Here is a 15,483-nt window from a genome sequence, read left to right as displayed (position 1 = left end):
TTCCGATCAGTTGACGATTTCGAACAGACCCGCCGCGCCCATGCCGCCACCGATGCACATGGTCACCACGCCGTACTTCGCCTTGCGCCGCCGGCCCTCGATCAGGAGGTGGCCCGTGAGCCGCGCCCCGGTCATACCGTAGGGGTGACCGATCGCGATCGATCCGCCATTGACGTTGAGCTTCTCCGGGTCGATCCCGAGCTTGTCGCGGCAATAGATCACCTGCACCGCGTAGGCCTCATTGAGCTCCCAGAGATCAATGTCATCGATTTTCAGGTTATGGCGCTTGAGCAACCGCGGGATCGCGGCGACCGGGCCCACGCCCATCTCGTCTGGCTCGACGCCGGCGGCAACGAACCCGCGGAAGATGCCAAGCGGCTTCAGGCCCTTCTTCGCCGCAATCTTGTCGCTCATGATCACGCAGGCCGAGGCGCCATCGGAGAGCTGGCTCGCATTGCCCGCACTAATTGTTTTGCCTTCAAACACGGGCTTGATCTTTGCAAGGCCTTCGGCGGTAGTGTCCGGCCTCGGCCCCTCGTCCTTCGACAGCGTCACCTGCTGATAGCTGACCTCCTTGGTATCCTTGTCGACCACGGCCATTTTGGTCGTGATCGGCACGATCTCGTCATTGAAACGGCCGCCTTGCAGCGCAGCGCCCACGCGGCGCTGGCACTCGAGGCTGTATTCATCCTGCTTGTCTCGACCGATCTTATAGCGTTCGGCGACGACCTCGGCGGTTTCCAACATGGACATGTACATTTCGGGCTTCATCGCCATCAACTCTTCGTCGACGACATGAAACTTGTTCATGTGCTCGTTCTGCACGAGGCTGATCGATTCGATGCCGCCGCCGATCGCGATCTCGACGCCGTCGAGCATCACCGATCGTGCGGCAACCGCAATCGCCTGCAGGCCGGAGGCACATTGCCGGTCAATTGTGGTGCCGGCGACCGTCACCGGCAGGCCAGCGCGGATCGCACCCTTGCGCGCCACGTTCATCACCATGGTGCCCTGCTGCATCGCACAGCCCATCACCACGTCCTCGACCTCGCCGGGCGCGATGCCGGCCCGCTTCACCGCTTCGGCCATGACGTGGCCAGCCAAAGTCGGGCCCTCGGTGTTGTTGAGCGCACCGCGATAGGCTTTGCCGACGCCCGTGCGGGCGGTGGAAACGATTACTGCTTCAGTCGTCATGCTTGCCTCTCTGCTTAGGCGGCCGCGTCCAGCTGCGCGTACCGCATCAGATGGTAGGCGGGATCGCCGAACTGGATGTTGATGGAGGAGATTCGCTTGAAGTAGTGGCCGACGTTCAACTCGTCGCTCATGCCCATGCCGCCGTGCAGTTGCACGGCCTGCTCTGCGACAAAGCGTGCGGCGTAGCCGACCTTCGTCTTGGCGCCGGACGCCAGTTTCGATCCGTTCGGTTCCTTCGACGCCAGGGTTAGATTCAAATGCTGAGTGAGCGAAATCGATTCCTCAAGCGCGATGAACATGTCGACCATGCGGTGCTGCAGCACCTGAAACGTTCCCAGCGCAACCCCGAACTGCTTGCGCGTCTTGCTGTATTCGAGCGTCGCCGAGTTCAGCTCCGTCATGGCACCGACGGCTTCCGCGCAAAGGGCCGCGATGGCGCGATCGCGAGCCGCCTCCAGGGCCGCGACGCCCTCGCCTTCGCTGCCCAGCATCTGGCTGGCCGGCACCTCGACTTTCATCAGCGTGAGTTCAGCGGCGCGCCGGCCGTCGATCGTCTTGAAGCTCTGCAGGTGAAGATTGGCCGCATGGCGATCGACGACAAACAGACTGACGCCGTCGCGATCGCGTTGCTGGCCCGAGGTGCGCGCCGAAACGATCAGCTTGTCGGCCCATGGCGCACCGACCACCGCGGCTTTGGTTCCGCTCAGGACAAACTTGTCCCCTTGGCGGCGCGCGGTCGTGGTGACGTTGTTGAAATCATAACGTGACCGTCCTTCCGCCCAGGCCAGCGCCCATATCGCCTCGCCCTCCATGATCTTCGGCAGAAGCGCCTGGCGCTGCTCGGGCGAGCCGACGTCCTCGATCAGTCCACCGGCGAGGACAACCGTCTCAAAATACGGCTCGACGACGAGGTTGCGGCCGAACTCCTGCATCACGATCATCGTCGCAAGCGAGCCGCCACCAAGGCCGCCGGAGCTTTCCTGGAACGGCGCCGCACAGAGCCCAAGTTCGGCGAAGGATTTCCAGTGCCTGCGGCTCCAGCCTTCATCGGTCGCAACGATCTTGCGGCGCTCATCGAAATCGTACTGCTCGCGCAGGAAGCGTTGAATGCTGGACCGGAGCAATTCCTGTTCTTCCGTCAACTGGATGTCCATCGGATGCCTCGTGCGCTGTGATCAGAGACCCAGCACCGCTTTCGCGATGATGTTGCGCTGGATCTCGTTCGATCCCCCATAAATGCTGAGCTTGCGGGAGTTCAGGTACTTCTCGGTCGCGGTGTGTCCGTAGTCCGGACCCGGCATGAAGCGGTTGGCGCTTGCCGGGTGCTCACGGATGGCCAGGCCGTAATTACCGATCGCCTGGTGCGTCAGATCGGTGATGCGCTGGAATATCTCGGTTCCCCTGATCTTGAACAGCGACGCGGCCGGTCCCGGGTCGATGCCGCGCGACATCTGCGCGACGATGCGCAGTTCGGTCGCCTCCAGCGCCAGCACATCGAGCTCGACGCGCGCGATCTCCCTGATGAACTCCCCGAAGGACGGATCGTCCTCGCCAACTTCGGTTCTCACGATCTGCTTGAGACGCCCGAGATACCGAGTGGACCGGCCGATCCCGGCCATGCTGGTACGCTCGTTACCCAACAGGAATTTAGCGTAGGTCCAGCCTTTGTTTTCCTCGCCGATCAAGTTCTCCACGGGGACCCGCACGTCCTCGAAGAACACATCGTTGACTTCATGCGAACCGTCGATGGTGATGATGGGCCGCACGGTGACGCCGGGCGATTTCATGTCGATCAACAGGAAGGAGATGCCGGCCTGAGGCTTCGCGCTAGAGTCCGTTCGCACCAGGCAAAAGATCCAGTCGGCATGCTGGGCCAACGTCGTCCAGGTTTTGTGGCCGTTGACGATGTAGTGGTCGCCGTCGCGTACCGCCTTGGTGCGGATCGAGGCGAGGTCGGAGCCGGAGCCCGGCTCCGAATAGCCCTGGCACCACCAGTCCTCGCCGGAGAGGATTCGCGGCAAATATTTCTTCTTCTGCGCCTCGTGGCCGAAGGTGTAGATGACCGGACCGACCATGGTGACGCTGAATGCGAGCGGCGGCAGCGTTCCGGCGCGCGAGGTCTCCTGCTCAAAGATGAATCGTTGCGTGACGGACCAGCCGGGGCCGCCATACTCCTTGGGCCATAGCGGCGCTATCCAGCCCTTTTTGTAGAGGATCCTGTGCCAGAGCAGCGACTGCTCCTTGGTCAAATCGGTCTCGGGGTTTGGAACGCGCATTTCCTGCGGATAGTTCTCCGCAATAAAAGCGCGTACCTCGTCACGAAACGCAGCGTCCTCGCTGGAAAGATTGAGCTCCATCGTGCGAGGCTCCCGTTACCACTTCTCGCCGAAGGGACGAATCTCCAGCTCGAACGTCCAGGCGCTGCGCGGCTGCTGATAGAGCAGCCAATAGGATTCCGCGACCGAGGACGGCGGCATCAAAGCGTCGGGATCATCCAGCGCGTTCGGACCGAGTGCCTCGATCCGTCGCTGGCGCACCCACTCGGTGTCGACGCCGGAATCAATGATGAGATGCGCCACGTGGATGTTCTTGGGCCCCAACTCGCGCGCCGCGGCTTGCGCGACGGCCCGCAGGCCAAACTTGGCGCTGGCAAAGGCTGCATAACCCGTTCCACCACGGAGACTCGCCGTCGCACCTGTGAAGAAGATGTTGCCCTTGCCGCGGGGCAGCATCAGTCGCGCTGCTTCGCGGCCGGCAAGGAAGCCGGAATAACAGGCCATTTCCCACACCTTGCGGAACACGCGCTCGGTGGTTTCCAGAATCGGAAAGTTGACATTGGCGCCGATGTTGAAGATGCAGACCTCGAGAGGCGCGTGCTTGTCGGCATCGTTGAGAAACGAGATGATCTCCTCCTCCTTGCGGGCATCGAGCGAGCGCGCGTGAATTTCGCCGCCGGCCTTCTCGATCTCCTTGACGAGCGGTTCGAGTTTTGCCCCGTTACGGCGCCCGGCAAACACCGTGAAGCCCTCGGAGGCGAACTTCTTCGCAATCTCGCCGCCGATATAGTCCCCGGCGCCGATTACGGCCACGGTCGCGTTTCTCTTTTGCAAGGGTCTTCTCCCGGTCAAGTAAAGTGAGTTCGTCGCTGGAATTTCGCCGCCTGCTTGGCGGCAGCTCGGTCGCGATGCAGACAGGCCGCGAGCTCATGCTCGCGTATCCTGCCGGTTGAGCTTCCCGGTAAAACATCAACGACGACGATTTTTGGCGGCCGAATATAGGAGGTGAGCCAAGGTTTGATGGCTTCCATCAGATCGGTCGGCTTAACGCGCGATCCTGGCAACGGCCGCACGAATGCGACAATCTCCCCGTTGCCGGTGAGGGCTCGGCCGACGACGGCGGACTGCACATGCTTGTGCGCATTGAGGATCGCCTCAATATTGGCTGAGATCGCGCCTATCAGTTCCTTGCTACGGCCAACGATGTGGAGGCAATCGCCTTCGAAACGCGCGAGATCGCCAGTGTTGAACCAGTGCTCGGTATCAATCACCTTCGCCGTCAGGTCTGGCGCACGATAGTAGCCGCGCATCACGTTGCGTCCGCGCACGTGAAGCTCGCCGACTTCCCCTCTTGACAGCGGTATACCATCGAGCGTTCTGACGCGGGCCTCCACTCCCGGCAGCAGCGCACCGACCGCATCATCGGACCGTGGGGCATCAAAGCGCACGGCAGATACCCCTGGCGAGCATTCGGTGGTCCCATAGCCGTTCAGCAGAGGCAAACCAAACTCCCTCTCTACGCGAGTTTTCAGATTGAGATCGAGGGATGAGCCAGAAACGGCGATCAAACGCAGTACGCCACAGTCAACCTGCTTCAGACCTGCGACATTCTTGTATTCGAGAAGACCTTGATAGGTGGCCGGCGCGCCATCGAGCATAGTGATGCCTTCATCGACCAGTGACTTGGCAAGCGTGGCAGGATCGTATCGGCTGGCCAAGCGCACGGTGCCGCCGGCCATCAGGGTCATGATCAGGAGCGAGATGCCGACGATATGGGAAATCGGCAACACCAGATAGATCTTGTCGTCTCGATCCATCTTGCGGAAATGCGCCGTGGTCTTGGCGCTGATCAGCAGGTTTTCATGGGAGAGCATCACCCCCTTCGGCGTCCCCGTCGTTCCCGAGGTGTAGATCAGCACTGCGACTTGTTTTGCCGGATCGGCCTCCACCGGCTCGACGGTGGCGCTTTCGTTCAGCGGACCGATGCCAATCTCCCGCAGCGCGCCAATTTGCCGGTTCTCCGCACCATAGCGTGATGCGTGCGCCGCAGCCTCTTTCGAAACACCTGACGTGAAGAACATCCGGCGGGCGCCGCTATGATCCCGGATCTGGTCCAACTCGCGCGCCGACAATCGCGGGTTGGCGACGATTGCCCAGGCGTCGAGCCGGCTCGCCGCAAGCAGCAAGGCCGCCAACGCAATGCAGTTTTCGCTGATAATGACCATCCGATCACCCGCTCTGATTCCAAGCGAGGAGAGGACGGTTGCGATCTCTCTAACGCGCTGCTCCAGATCGCGGTAACTCCAGGACGCCCCGTTCTCGATCAGCGCGATCCGGTCGGGGGCTTCGGCAAGCTGTCCTGCCGTTACTTCATGGATGCGGCTCGGCAAGCCGACAGCAATCTCGTCGAGATTGATCGCCTCCGATAGCTCCGCCACGACCGACCTCCCGACCAAGCATGCCTGCCTCTAACGCGGCACATTCGCCGCTTACCTAACGTTCTTTTTTAGAACTCGTCAATCACTAATTCATCACCCCCCGTTTCATGAGGCCCGAAGGGGCAACTTTGCTGCCCTATTATTATCCGCAACGTTGTTGAAAAGCCTCGTTTACAATGCATCTTCCCGCAGCTACGATTGAAGTATCAAATAGGAACTTATGGGAGAACGGGATGGTGGAGCGCCGCGGCGTAGCGATACTTGTGGGCGCCGGCGACGCCATCGGCGCGGCCGTCGCCAGGCGTTTTGCGAAGGGCGGCTATACGGTTTGCATCTGCAGGCGCGATGCGTCCAAGTCGCAGGGGCTCGTGGGCGAGCTGAGGGCTGCGGGGCATAACATTCACGCGTTCAGTGTCGATGCCCGCCAGGAAGCCGAAGTTCAAAAGCTTTTTTCCGACGTCGAAAGCAACATCGGACCGATCGAAGTCTGCCTTTTCAATGCCGGATCGAATGTCAACAAGCCCCTCGTGGAGACCACGGAAAAGCTGTTCTTCAAAGCCTGGGAACTGGCCTGCTACGCCGGATTCCTGGTCGGGCGCGAGGCTGCTCGCGTCATGTTGCCGCGCGGACGCGGCACCATCTTCTTTACCGGCGCGACCGCCAGTGTGCGTGGCGGCCAGGGGTTTGCTGCATTTTCATCGGCGAAGTTCGGCCTTCGCGCAGTGGCCCAGGCCATGGCGCGCGAGCTGGGGCCGAAGAACATTCACGTCGCCCATCTCATCATCGACGCCGGCGTAGATAGCGAAGCCATTCATCAGCGCATGAAAGCGGCGAAGGGAATCGAGGCAAGCGAGATTCCCCCGGACAGCCTGACGAAGACGTCTTCCATCGCCGAGGCCTATTGGTTCGCCCATCAGCAAAGCCGAGACGGCTGGACCCATGAACTCGATCTTCGTCCGTCCGTGGAGAGATGGTGATGAACGCTACACCCGATCTCACCCTGTGGGGCGTTGGTACAAGTCGCACCATTCGTCCGCACTGGGCCATGCACGAGCTTGGCTTATCCTACAAGGTCAAACCGATCGGGCCGCGGACCGGCGAGACCAAGACGGCCGAATACACCAAGCTCAATCCCCGCCAGAAGATTCCCCTGCTGCAGGACGGCGACTTCTGCATCGGCGAAAGCGCCGCGATTGTCGCCTATCTGTCGCGAACCTATTCGACGCCGGAACGCTCGCTGATCCCGGAAACCCAGCGCGAGTATGCCGCGTGGCTCGAATGGTGCTTCTTTATCGTGGCCGAACTCGATTCTACGAGCCTCTACGTCATGCGCCGCCATCGCGCGGATGCACTGGGACATATCTATGGAGTTGCGCCCGAAGTTGTCGCACAGGCGGGTGAGTATTTCCGGCAGCAGTTACGACACGTGGAGGTCGCGCTGGCGGATGGGCGGACATTCCTGATGGGTGACCAATTTACCAGCGCCGACATTCTGCTCACGACGTGCCTCGATTGGGCCATCGCCTACGGCGTCGGCATCTGCGACAACGCGCAACCCTACCTTAAGCGCATCCAAAGCCGAGAGGCCTATCAGCGAGCCGTCGCGGCGAATGTCCCGGTGGCACCGATCACGCCGGCAGCGGCGAAGATCTGAGAACCGTTCGTCGATCGCGATAGCTTGACCTAGACGGCCACACGCACGGCACGTTCGGCGATCATCTTCTCGATGGCGCTGTCATCATAACCCAGTTCGCGCAATACATCGCGCGAATGCTCACCGACCCTTGGCGCGGGTCCGCCAATTGCAGCCTCATTGATTTCGAAGCGAGCCGCCGGCTTCGGCTGCCGCACCCGGCCGACTTTCGGCTGATCGAATTCCGCGATGATACCGCGCGCCACCACCTGCTCATTGTGGATGATTTCGCTCCGCCGCAGGATCGGCGCACAAGGCACGTCGGCGGCGTCTAGCCGGTCCAGCCATTCCGCGGTGGTATGCTGGCTGATATACTCAGCCATCTTGTTGATGCGCGCGGTGGCGTTGACCGAACGCGCCGATGGCGTCGCGAACCGGGGATCGTTGGCAAGCTCGGGATCGCCAGATGCCCGGCAGAAACCCTGCCATTCGGAATCCGAAATCGTGCCGGCGGTGATGTAGCCGTCACTGGTCTTGAACACGAGATCCGGCCGATCGTTGGGATCGGCTGCGGCAGCCTCGGCCCCCACGACCGTGTACTGCATCATGCCTTCGGGCCAGAGATAGGAAATCATCGCATCCAGCATCGCGACCTGGATATGATCGCCCTGCCCCGTCTTCTCACGGGCATAGAGCGCTGCCGCCACAGCCTGTGCAGTGAACACTGCAGTGGTCTTGTCGCATACGATCGTGCGGATCATCTGCGGACGGTTAGTGACCGGCTGCGACTGGATATCGGCGAAGCCCGACAGGCCCTGAATGATCGGGTCATATACACGCTTCTTTACATACGGGCCGGTATCGCCGACGCCACTAATCGAGACGTAGATCAGGCGCGGATGGCGCTGCCGCAATTCTTCTACGCCTAGACCGAGGCGCTCCATGGTGCCGGGCCGGAAGTTCTGCACCAACACGTCGGCCTGTGCGACCAGCCTGGTGAGCACCTCACGGCCACCCGTGCTCTTGACGTCGATCGACAGCGAACGCTTGCCGCGGTTCGAAGAGATGAACAGCGCGGAGAATTCGCCATCCTTGTCGATGGTGGCACGGCTGCGGCGCGTAATATCGCCGCCGATCGGCTCGATCTTCAGCACGTCGGCGCCCTGGTCCGCCAGAAACATGGTCGCGAACGGGCCCGACACCACCCCGGTCAGGTCGAGGACGCGAACACCGCTAAGCGGGCCAGGCATGGGCATTCTCCCTGAGTTCACTTTTGCTTTAGGTCCGGGAGTTTGGCTTTTAGCACTCTACCCGGGCCCTCGTCGCCGTTAGGCCGTCTTGGGAACAGCCTGTCTGGTCTGCTCGACGATCGATTCCTCGACGTCGCGGAGCTGGTCCTTGCCGAAGAACATTTCCTTTCCGACGAAGAAGGTCGGTGAGCCGAATGCTCCCCGGCTGACGGCGTCGTTGGTCAGATCGATCAGCCTCTTCTTGACGTCATCCCGCTGCGCACGCGCGATCAGCCGGTCGATATCGATCCCCGAGGAGATGAATGCGCTCCGGAAGATTTCCAGGTCGTCCATCTTCTTCGGCTCTTCCCACATATGATGGTAGGCCGCGCGGAAATAGGGCTCGAACACGCCTTCGAACTGGGCCGCGACGGCGCCGCGCATCAGCATCAGCGTGTTGACCGGAAAGAACGGATTCTGGCGAAATTTCGTTACATTATGGCGGCGAATGAAGCGTTGGGTCTCCAGCGCCTGGTATTCCGGCTTGTTCTTGATGCCGCGAAGCGAATCGAACGGCGACATGTTGCCCGTCGCCTTGTAGATGCCGCCGAGCAGAACCGGGACATACTCGAATTTCACGCCGGTACGCCGCTCGATGCCGGGAATGGCAACCTCCGCCAGATAGGCGTTGGGGCTGCCGAAATCGAACTGGAATTCTACCTTCAGGGGCATGTCGGCTTCTCCCGGAGCGTGCATCGAATGATCAGGTTTAATGTCCAATAGCCGAATTCCGGCTACCACCCATCTTTACAGTTCTAAAAACGAACTGTCAAATTCCTGGGAATTCCTACTGCTTTTGGCGTCCCCAGTAGGGGATTGTTTGGAGCTGAGTACCTATCTAGAATGGTAGGTAAAGCTGAGGTTCCCGGGACGGTTCGAGCGGAATCGGGTCGTCGGATGACTGGAGAGCAGGAAAATGCGATGGGATGCCCTTGAAGAAGAGCCGTGTTCGATGGCCCGCACCATCGGCGTGATCGGTGACCGTTGGACCCTTCTTATCCTGCGCGAATGCTTCCTGCGCACCCGCCGCTTCGAAGGATTTCAGTCTGCGCTCGGGATTACACGGCATTTGCTCGCCGAGCGGTTGAAGAAACTGGTCCGGCAAGGCGTGCTGCGCCGCATTCCGTATCAGGAGTCGCCCAAGCGGCATGAATATATCCTCACTCAGAAGGGACTCGATCTTTATCCGATCATGATGGCGATCGTGCATTGGGGCGACACCCACATGGTCGACGAGCGCGGGCGACCGTTGCTGCACCAGCACCGCAAATGCGGCAAGAACTTCGATCCGGTCATGGTGTGCTCCGAATGCGGCGAGCCACTTTCGGCCAAGGAGGTTCATACCCACCCTGGCCCCGGTGCCCGGAGCACTCCGGCAATAACGGCGCCAGAGAGCCCGAAGGCAAAAGCGCGCCGCAAAGCGGCCGCTTGAGGTAGCTGCTCGCCCCGGACTACCTCAGAGGCGAACGGCTGAACTCGCCTCAAATCCGTATCACATCTCGATTTGTTTCGTTGCAGTAGAGGCGCTCCACCTGTTCAGAGCGATGTTTCAGCACAGCACGTTGATTGACATAGGCCTTGTCGGTGATTTCTCCTGCGGCCAATGACGGCGGATCCGTCAGCAGGCAGAACGAACAGATTCGTTCGCTGCTTCCAACGGACTCATTGTATTCCTGAAAACGATCTCTCAGAAATTGAACCACGAGAGCGTCGCAGGTTAAATCCGAGGCTGGCGTCTTCGAAATTCGCGCCGCCTCGGTCGGATTCAACCAGCAAAGCAGCGCGCACGATTCACGGTTTTCTCCCGCAACGACAATGTCCAGCAAGACGCCGCGCGTAGCAGCCAGGATTGCTGCGCGCATATTCCCGATCGAGACCCACGTGCCGTTCGCGAGCTTGAAGTTCTCGGAAATTCTGCCCGTAAAACGCAGCCCCCGCTCCGGCTTCTGAGGGTCCAAAAATGAGACGGTATCGCCGATGCGATAGAACCCTTCCTCGTCGAACGCCTTTTCCGTCAAATCCGGCCTTCCGAGATAACCCGGGGTGACGTTGGGCCCCTTCACCCTCGCCTCGTAAGTATCAGAAACAGGAATCAGTTTTAGCTGCAGACCCGGCGCCGGAAGACCAATCTCTCCCGGCTGGTCGGTGGCCCAATGGGTCGTACTGATGGTCGGGGCCGTTTCGGTGGTACCGTAGCCCGACATGACCGGAATTCGCCGGCCGGTGATCGACGATGTCAGCCGATAGAGCTTTTCAAGCGTCGCCTGCGAAATTGCAGCTCCGGCGTAGCTCAATCGATCCATCCGCTTGAACACGCTGGCGCCAAGCTCGAGGTCGTTCTCGATCGCGTCGCATAAGAGATTATAGCCGGCAGGCACGTTGAACATGGCGGTGGGCGAAATCTCCCTGAGATTCGCGACTGTCTTGTGGAAGAGCTGAGGCAGCGGCCGGCCATCGTCGATGTAAAGTGTGCCGCCATTCTTGAGGATGCTGTGAAGGATAACGTTGCTGCCCATCGTGTGGTGCCAGGGTAGCCACTCAACCTGGACCGGAGCATCTTGAGGCGACACCAGCAGACTCCCCATTTGCAAAGAGCTGGCCATCATGCGGTGGGTATTGAGCACGCCTTTGGGGAAACCGGTCGAACCGGACGTGAAGAGAATCTTTGCGATGGCATCGCAAGACACCGCACTTGAAGCGCGCTCGAATCCGTCGCTCAAGCTTCGTGCGGTCAGCGTGTGGAAAGGCACCGTGTCCTTCGCGCCATCGACGCTGACCCAGGTTGCGGCTGCCAGTTCCGGAATGGAGCGGCCAGCGGAAAAGTCGCGTCCGCTCTGAACGAAAACGAAATTCGGTCGCAAGGTTTCCGCAATATCCTTGAGACGAGCCAGGCCGCCGGGCATCAGCGTGTAGTTTGGCGATATTGGCGCCAGGATTACCCCGATTGACATCGCTGCAAACGAGATCACCGCGTTCTCGATCGAGTTTCCTGAAAGTACCGCCAGCTTGTCAGCCGGCTTTGCGCCCATATCGATCAGGCTTTGGCCGACCGCCTGAACCTGCGACCATGCTTCGCTGTAGGTAATCTCGTCCCATCCTCCCCTCGCGTTGCGCTGCGCGAGAAAAATTCTATCCGGAACAGAATTTGCCCAGGTCGGAAGGAAGTCTGTGATGCGCCAATCGCACTCGCCCAACTGAATAGGCGAGCTCAATATGAGCGTGCCGTCGGTTCGACGCTCTATGGAAAGCTCCCTCGGTGCAAACGTCAGTGCCTTCGTCGACATCGAAATTGATCTCCTGAATTATTGCATTGAGCCCATCGCGCGCTGCACGCGCTTTGCCACCCCTGATGCCCATCGCCGCTGGGCCCACCGCCTGGATGCGTGATCCGTCAATCGGGCTTCGGGCCAGACGGTGGGCAGTTCGCATCGAACTGCCGCACTCGTAGCTTCGGGTGGTCAGGTCACTCGGACCTGGCGTCCAGCACTTCGCCGAAAGCTTCCCAGCTCGTGCCACCCCACCGCTGCAATCGCATTTGCGTCCAGATCATGTTCTCGGTGTCGGTGGTGTTGACCTTGATGCCGGGCAGCGCAGTTGGAACGACGAAGTCCTTCAGGTTTTTGGCCTGCGCAAGAATATTCTTGCGGGACAGATCATTGCCGCATTGCTTTAGAATTTGCTCGAGCACGATACCTTGCTGATAGCCGGTCAGATAGCTGCCATTGGTGATGTCGGCGCCCGGCAAATACTTGTCAAAGAACACCCGGTAGGCCTGCATACCCGGGTCGTCTTTCCATGCCGGATCCAGAATGTCCTTGTTGGTCGTGCCGACGATCACGCCGACCGATTTGTCGAGTCCGGCCGGTGCGAGCGTGCCTCCGACCGAGCTGGATGGAAAATTGAGGATTACGGTCGCCTTCCAGCCGATCACCGCGGCTTGCCGGATGGCCTGAGCGGCGAACTTCGGTGTGCCGGCGATCACGAGAGCCTCCGCACCGGAGCTCCTCAAATTGACGACCTGTGAATCGACCGTCGGTTCAGTGACCTCATACGAAGCGGTCACGACCTTTCGGTCGAAATCCTTGCCGAGAAACGCCTTGAAGGCGTTGACATAGTCTTTGCCGAGATCGTCGTTCTGATAGAGGATGGCATACTTGGCGTTTGGCTGTGCCCTCGTCAGATACTTGGCATAGATTTTTCCTTCGGTGTCGTAGCTGACGAGACCTGTCGTGGTCAGCGGGTAGTTGGCAACATCCGTGAACTTGGATGACCCGCTCATGATTGCGATGCTGGGCACCCCTTTCGACCTCAGGTATTTGGCCGTAGCCGAGATGCCGGGCGTGCCGAGCTGACCGAACATGAACGACACTTCGTCGCTCTCAACGAGTTTGCGGACGTGCTCCACCGCTTTGGGAGGGCTGTAAGCGTCGTCATATGCGATGTAGTTGATCTTGCGGCCATTGATGCCGCCGCGATCGTTGACCGACTGGACATAGGCCATAACTCCCCTGCCCACGAGCCCGATCGATGAGGCCGGCCCGCTGAAGGGGAAAACAGCGCCGATCTTGATCTCAGTCGCTGTAATTCCGGGCTCTTCGGCCGCGAATGCCGGGCCGCTCAAAACTAAAGCCAAAGCCGCCACGGTCTTCCATCTCATCAACATTGCTCTTCCTCCAAACGCGCGCCCTTCCGGGCAGGTGGTTCTGTTTTGTTGCGGCGCTACTACTGGTCCATGGTCACTCCGAAGAGGCATCGAGTACCTCGCCGAAAAGGTCCCAACGCGTGCCGGTCCAGCGTTGCAGCCTCATCTGCGTGTAGTTCATGTTGATTTTGTCGCTCGTATTGACGGTGATGCCAGGCAGCAGCGTCGGCAACGCCACATTCTTCATGCTCTTCGCCTGCCTGATGATGTTCTCGCGGGACAGATCGTTGCCGCACTGCTTGATCAACTGTTCGAGCAGCATGGCCTGCGTGTAACCGAAGAGGTAATTGCCGTCGGCGATATCGACGCCCGGCATGTACTTGTCGATGAAGGCCCGATAATCCTTCATCCCTGCGGTACTATCCCACTGCGCATCGGTCGGATCCATTACGATGGTCCCGACTATCACCCCCACCGACCTTTCAAGTCCTGCCGGTTTAAGGGTCGCGCCGACCGAACCGGAGGGGTAGTTCAGCAGGATTGTTGGCTTCCAGTCGATCTCGGCCGCCTTTCGGATTGCTTGCGCCGCAAACTTTGGCGTTCCTGCCACCAGCAATGCTTCGGCGCCTGAGCTCTTCAAATTCACGACCTGAGAATCCACTGTTGGATCGCTGATTTCATAAGCGATGGCAGTGACTTTCTTGTCGAAATCGCCCTTCAGACTCGCCTTGAAAGCGTTGACGTAATCTTTGCCGAGGTCATCGTTCTGATAGAGGATGGCATATTTCGCATTCGGCAGCGTCTTGGTCAGGAATTTGGCGTAGATCTTTCCCTCCGTGTCGAAGCTGACCAGGCTGGTCGTCGTCAGCGGAAAGTCCGTCACGTTCGTGAACTTGTTCGACCCCGAGACGATGCCGATAGCCGGCACTCGCTTCGACATCAGATATTTTGCCACTGCCGTATTACCGGGCGTGCCGAGTTGGCTGAAGATGAAGGCAACCTCATCGCTTTCGACGAGCTTGCGAACATGCTCTACGGCCTTGGGCGGGCTGTAGGCGTCATCGTAAGCGATGTAGTTGATCTTCCGTCCGTTGATGCCGCCGCGGTCGTTGATCGACTGGACATAAGCGAGAATCCCTCGGCCGACCAGGCCGATCGACGAAGCGGGTCCGCTGAAAGGAAAGACCCCGCCAATCTTGATCTCAGTCTGTGTTACCCCCGGGGCGTCAGCGGCAAATGCGGATGATCCCAGCGCCAAAAGCATCAGTGCGAAAGCAGCTTTGAACAATTTGAGCATAGCGTCCTCCCTGTGAACAGCGGAGTGCGCGCCCCGGCGGGGCCCGCGATCCTGCAAACCGCGGCCATTGTTCAGCCGTCTTTCCGTTAACCTACAGTTCTTTTTTAGAACTCGTCAAGCCGCTTCGAGAAGAATTGTCCCGCGTATCCGTACGGAAGCAATCCAGTGGGGAGACTGGCGTCTCCGTTTGAGCTCGCGCAAGAACCGCGTTTGAGCTTTGAAGCGGGCAACCGGCTTACGCTGCTATCGGCATGGGGTGGACCGGTCGTTACTGAATGACTCGACAAAGGTGACGGGAAGTCCGTGCACCCTTGAAATCGTTCTTATATGGAACCCACTATCCGGGCCCCATTGATGGCTACCCAGTGTGTCTGAGGACGATAGAGCTACCGCTTCTCGACCTTTTCGGGAGTGATGATCTGGACCTGTACAGGGGCTGCAAAGCACTTCACCGCCACGCGGCCAAATGCTCTCATGTGGTCGCTCTTCGAATGCAGAGGGAGGCAGTCGGCCGACTGCCACTGTTCGACGAACACGAGCTTGTTCGGATCGGTGGTACTTTCGAACAGCTCGTAGGAAATACACCCGTCTTCCTGACGGGTGGCGGCGATGCAATCCTTCGCGGCGGAAAACAACTCCGCCTTCATTTCTGGCTTCACCGTGAGCGTTGCTATCACGTAGACCATCTCGTCTATTGTCCTCTCTTGACGCGGA

14 protein-coding genes are annotated in these 15,483 nt (G+C 59.7%); 3 read left to right on the top strand and 11 right to left on the bottom strand.

Features of this window, described 5'->3' with window-relative positions; all coding sequences use genetic code 11:
• Positions 1 to 6: 6 nt before the first annotated feature.
• The 5 genes from V1292_RS16615 to V1292_RS16595 are packed head-to-tail and all read right to left on the bottom strand — an operon-like array spanning position 7 to position 5,908.
• Entirely contained in the window at positions 7 to 1,194 is a 1,188-nt protein-coding gene (locus V1292_RS16615; protein WP_334373800.1) for an acetyl-CoA C-acyltransferase, read from the bottom strand.
• Positions 1,195 to 1,208: 14 nt separating this feature from the next.
• Entirely contained in the window at positions 1,209 to 2,348 is a 1,140-nt protein-coding gene (locus V1292_RS16610; RefSeq protein WP_334373799.1) for an acyl-CoA dehydrogenase family protein, read from the bottom strand.
• A 21-nt stretch (positions 2,349 to 2,369) separates the two neighbouring features.
• Complete coding sequence (locus V1292_RS16605) at positions 2,370 to 3,551, bottom strand: acyl-CoA dehydrogenase family protein (RefSeq protein WP_334373798.1); 1,182 nt, start codon at positions 3,549 to 3,551, stop codon at positions 2,370 to 2,372.
• A gap of 15 nt (positions 3,552 to 3,566) precedes the next feature.
• Positions 3,567 to 4,304: an SDR family oxidoreductase gene (locus V1292_RS16600; RefSeq protein WP_334373797.1), complete on the bottom strand. Its 738-nt coding sequence runs from the start codon at positions 4,302 to 4,304 to the stop codon at positions 3,567 to 3,569.
• Positions 4,305 to 4,318: 14 nt separating this feature from the next.
• Positions 4,319 to 5,908: a class I adenylate-forming enzyme family protein gene (locus V1292_RS16595; RefSeq protein WP_334373796.1), complete on the bottom strand. Its 1,590-nt coding sequence runs from the start codon at positions 5,906 to 5,908 to the stop codon at positions 4,319 to 4,321.
• Positions 5,909 to 6,141: 233 nt separating this feature from the next.
• Here V1292_RS16595 and V1292_RS16590 point away from each other — a divergent pair, with 233 nt between their 5' ends.
• Both V1292_RS16590 and V1292_RS16585 read left to right on the top strand, forming a co-directional pair.
• The gene (locus V1292_RS16590) at positions 6,142 to 6,885 is read left to right on the top strand and encodes an SDR family NAD(P)-dependent oxidoreductase (RefSeq protein WP_334377072.1); all 744 of its coding nucleotides are present in this window, start codon (positions 6,142 to 6,144) and stop codon (positions 6,883 to 6,885) included.
• Positions 6,885 to 7,562 (top strand): glutathione S-transferase family protein, encoded by a 678-nt coding sequence (locus V1292_RS16585; protein ID WP_334373795.1) that lies wholly within the window; start codon positions 6,885 to 6,887, stop codon positions 7,560 to 7,562. The genes V1292_RS16590 and V1292_RS16585 overlap by 1 nt, the downstream gene beginning before the upstream one ends.
• Positions 7,563 to 7,591: 29 nt before the next feature.
• Here V1292_RS16585 and V1292_RS16580 read toward each other — a convergent pair whose 3' ends face one another.
• Positions 7,592 to 8,791, bottom strand: a complete 1,200-nt coding sequence (locus V1292_RS16580; RefSeq protein ID WP_334373794.1) for a CaiB/BaiF CoA transferase family protein — start codon at positions 8,789 to 8,791, stop codon at positions 7,592 to 7,594.
• Positions 8,792 to 8,869: 78 nt separating this feature from the next.
• On the bottom strand, positions 8,870 to 9,502 hold the full coding sequence (locus V1292_RS16575) for a 2-hydroxychromene-2-carboxylate isomerase (RefSeq protein WP_334373793.1): 633 nt from the start codon (positions 9,500 to 9,502) through the stop codon (positions 8,870 to 8,872).
• Between the two features lie 244 nt (positions 9,503 to 9,746).
• Here V1292_RS16575 and V1292_RS16570 point away from each other — a divergent pair, with 244 nt between their 5' ends.
• Positions 9,747 to 10,262, top strand: coding sequence for a winged helix-turn-helix transcriptional regulator (locus V1292_RS16570; RefSeq protein WP_334373792.1), 516 nt, complete (start codon positions 9,747 to 9,749; stop codon positions 10,260 to 10,262).
• 49 nt (positions 10,263 to 10,311) lie between these two features.
• Here V1292_RS16570 and V1292_RS16565 read toward each other — a convergent pair whose 3' ends face one another.
• The 4 genes from V1292_RS16565 to V1292_RS16550 all read right to left on the bottom strand — a co-directional run bounded on the left by V1292_RS16565 (position 10,312) and on the right by V1292_RS16550 (position 15,455).
• A complete protein-coding gene (locus V1292_RS16565; protein WP_334373791.1) occupies positions 10,312 to 12,114 on the bottom strand; it encodes an AMP-binding protein in 1,803 nt (600 codons plus the stop codon).
• Positions 12,115 to 12,293: 179 nt separating this feature from the next.
• Positions 12,294 to 13,493 (bottom strand): ABC transporter substrate-binding protein, encoded by a 1,200-nt coding sequence (locus tag V1292_RS16560; RefSeq protein ID WP_334373790.1) that lies wholly within the window; start codon positions 13,491 to 13,493, stop codon positions 12,294 to 12,296.
• Positions 13,494 to 13,566: 73 nt separating this feature from the next.
• Positions 13,567 to 14,769, bottom strand: coding sequence for an ABC transporter substrate-binding protein (locus V1292_RS16555; RefSeq protein WP_334377071.1), 1,203 nt, complete (start codon positions 14,767 to 14,769; stop codon positions 13,567 to 13,569).
• A 386-nt stretch (positions 14,770 to 15,155) separates the two neighbouring features.
• Positions 15,156 to 15,455: a putative quinol monooxygenase gene (locus V1292_RS16550; RefSeq protein ID WP_334373789.1), complete on the bottom strand. Its 300-nt coding sequence runs from the start codon at positions 15,453 to 15,455 to the stop codon at positions 15,156 to 15,158.
• Positions 15,456 to 15,483 lie beyond the last annotated feature (28 nt).

The organism is Bradyrhizobium sp. AZCC 1719 (genome assembly GCF_036924525.1).
Taxonomy (GTDB): Bacteria; Pseudomonadota; Alphaproteobacteria; order Rhizobiales; family Xanthobacteraceae; genus Bradyrhizobium.
Note: the sequence above shows the minus strand (reverse complement) of the source record. Positions and strands in the feature narration are given on the sequence as shown.

Bases quoted from the DNA above. Each gene is read 5' to 3' on its own strand.
- V1292_RS16615 (WP_334373800.1), bottom strand. From the start codon at position 1,194: ATGACGACTGAAGCAGTAATCGTTTCCACCGCCCGCACGGGCGTCGGC.
- V1292_RS16610 (WP_334373799.1), bottom strand. From the start codon at position 2,348: ATGGACATCCAGTTGACGGAAGAACAGGAATTGCTCCGGTCCAGCATT.
- V1292_RS16605 (WP_334373798.1), bottom strand. From the start codon at position 3,551: ATGGAGCTCAATCTTTCCAGCGAGGACGCTGCGTTTCGTGACGAGGTA.
- V1292_RS16590 (WP_334377072.1), top strand. From the start codon at position 6,142: ATGGTGGAGCGCCGCGGCGTAGCGATACTTGTGGGCGCCGGCGACGCC.
- V1292_RS16585 (WP_334373795.1), top strand. From the start codon at position 6,885: ATGAACGCTACACCCGATCTCACCCTGTGGGGCGTTGGTACAAGTCGC.
- V1292_RS16580 (WP_334373794.1), bottom strand. From the start codon at position 8,791: ATGCCTGGCCCGCTTAGCGGTGTTCGCGTCCTCGACCTGACCGGGGTG.
- V1292_RS16575 (WP_334373793.1), bottom strand. From the start codon at position 9,502: ATGCCCCTGAAGGTAGAATTCCAGTTCGATTTCGGCAGCCCCAACGCC.
- V1292_RS16570 (WP_334373792.1), top strand. From the start codon at position 9,747: ATGCGATGGGATGCCCTTGAAGAAGAGCCGTGTTCGATGGCCCGCACC.
- V1292_RS16565 (WP_334373791.1), bottom strand. From the start codon at position 12,114: ATGTCGACGAAGGCACTGACGTTTGCACCGAGGGAGCTTTCCATAGAG.
- V1292_RS16560 (WP_334373790.1), bottom strand. From the start codon at position 13,493: ATGTTGATGAGATGGAAGACCGTGGCGGCTTTGGCTTTAGTTTTGAGC.
- V1292_RS16555 (WP_334377071.1), bottom strand. From the start codon at position 14,769: ATGCTCAAATTGTTCAAAGCTGCTTTCGCACTGATGCTTTTGGCGCTG.
- V1292_RS16550 (WP_334373789.1), bottom strand. From the start codon at position 15,455: ATGGTCTACGTGATAGCAACGCTCACGGTGAAGCCAGAAATGAAGGCG.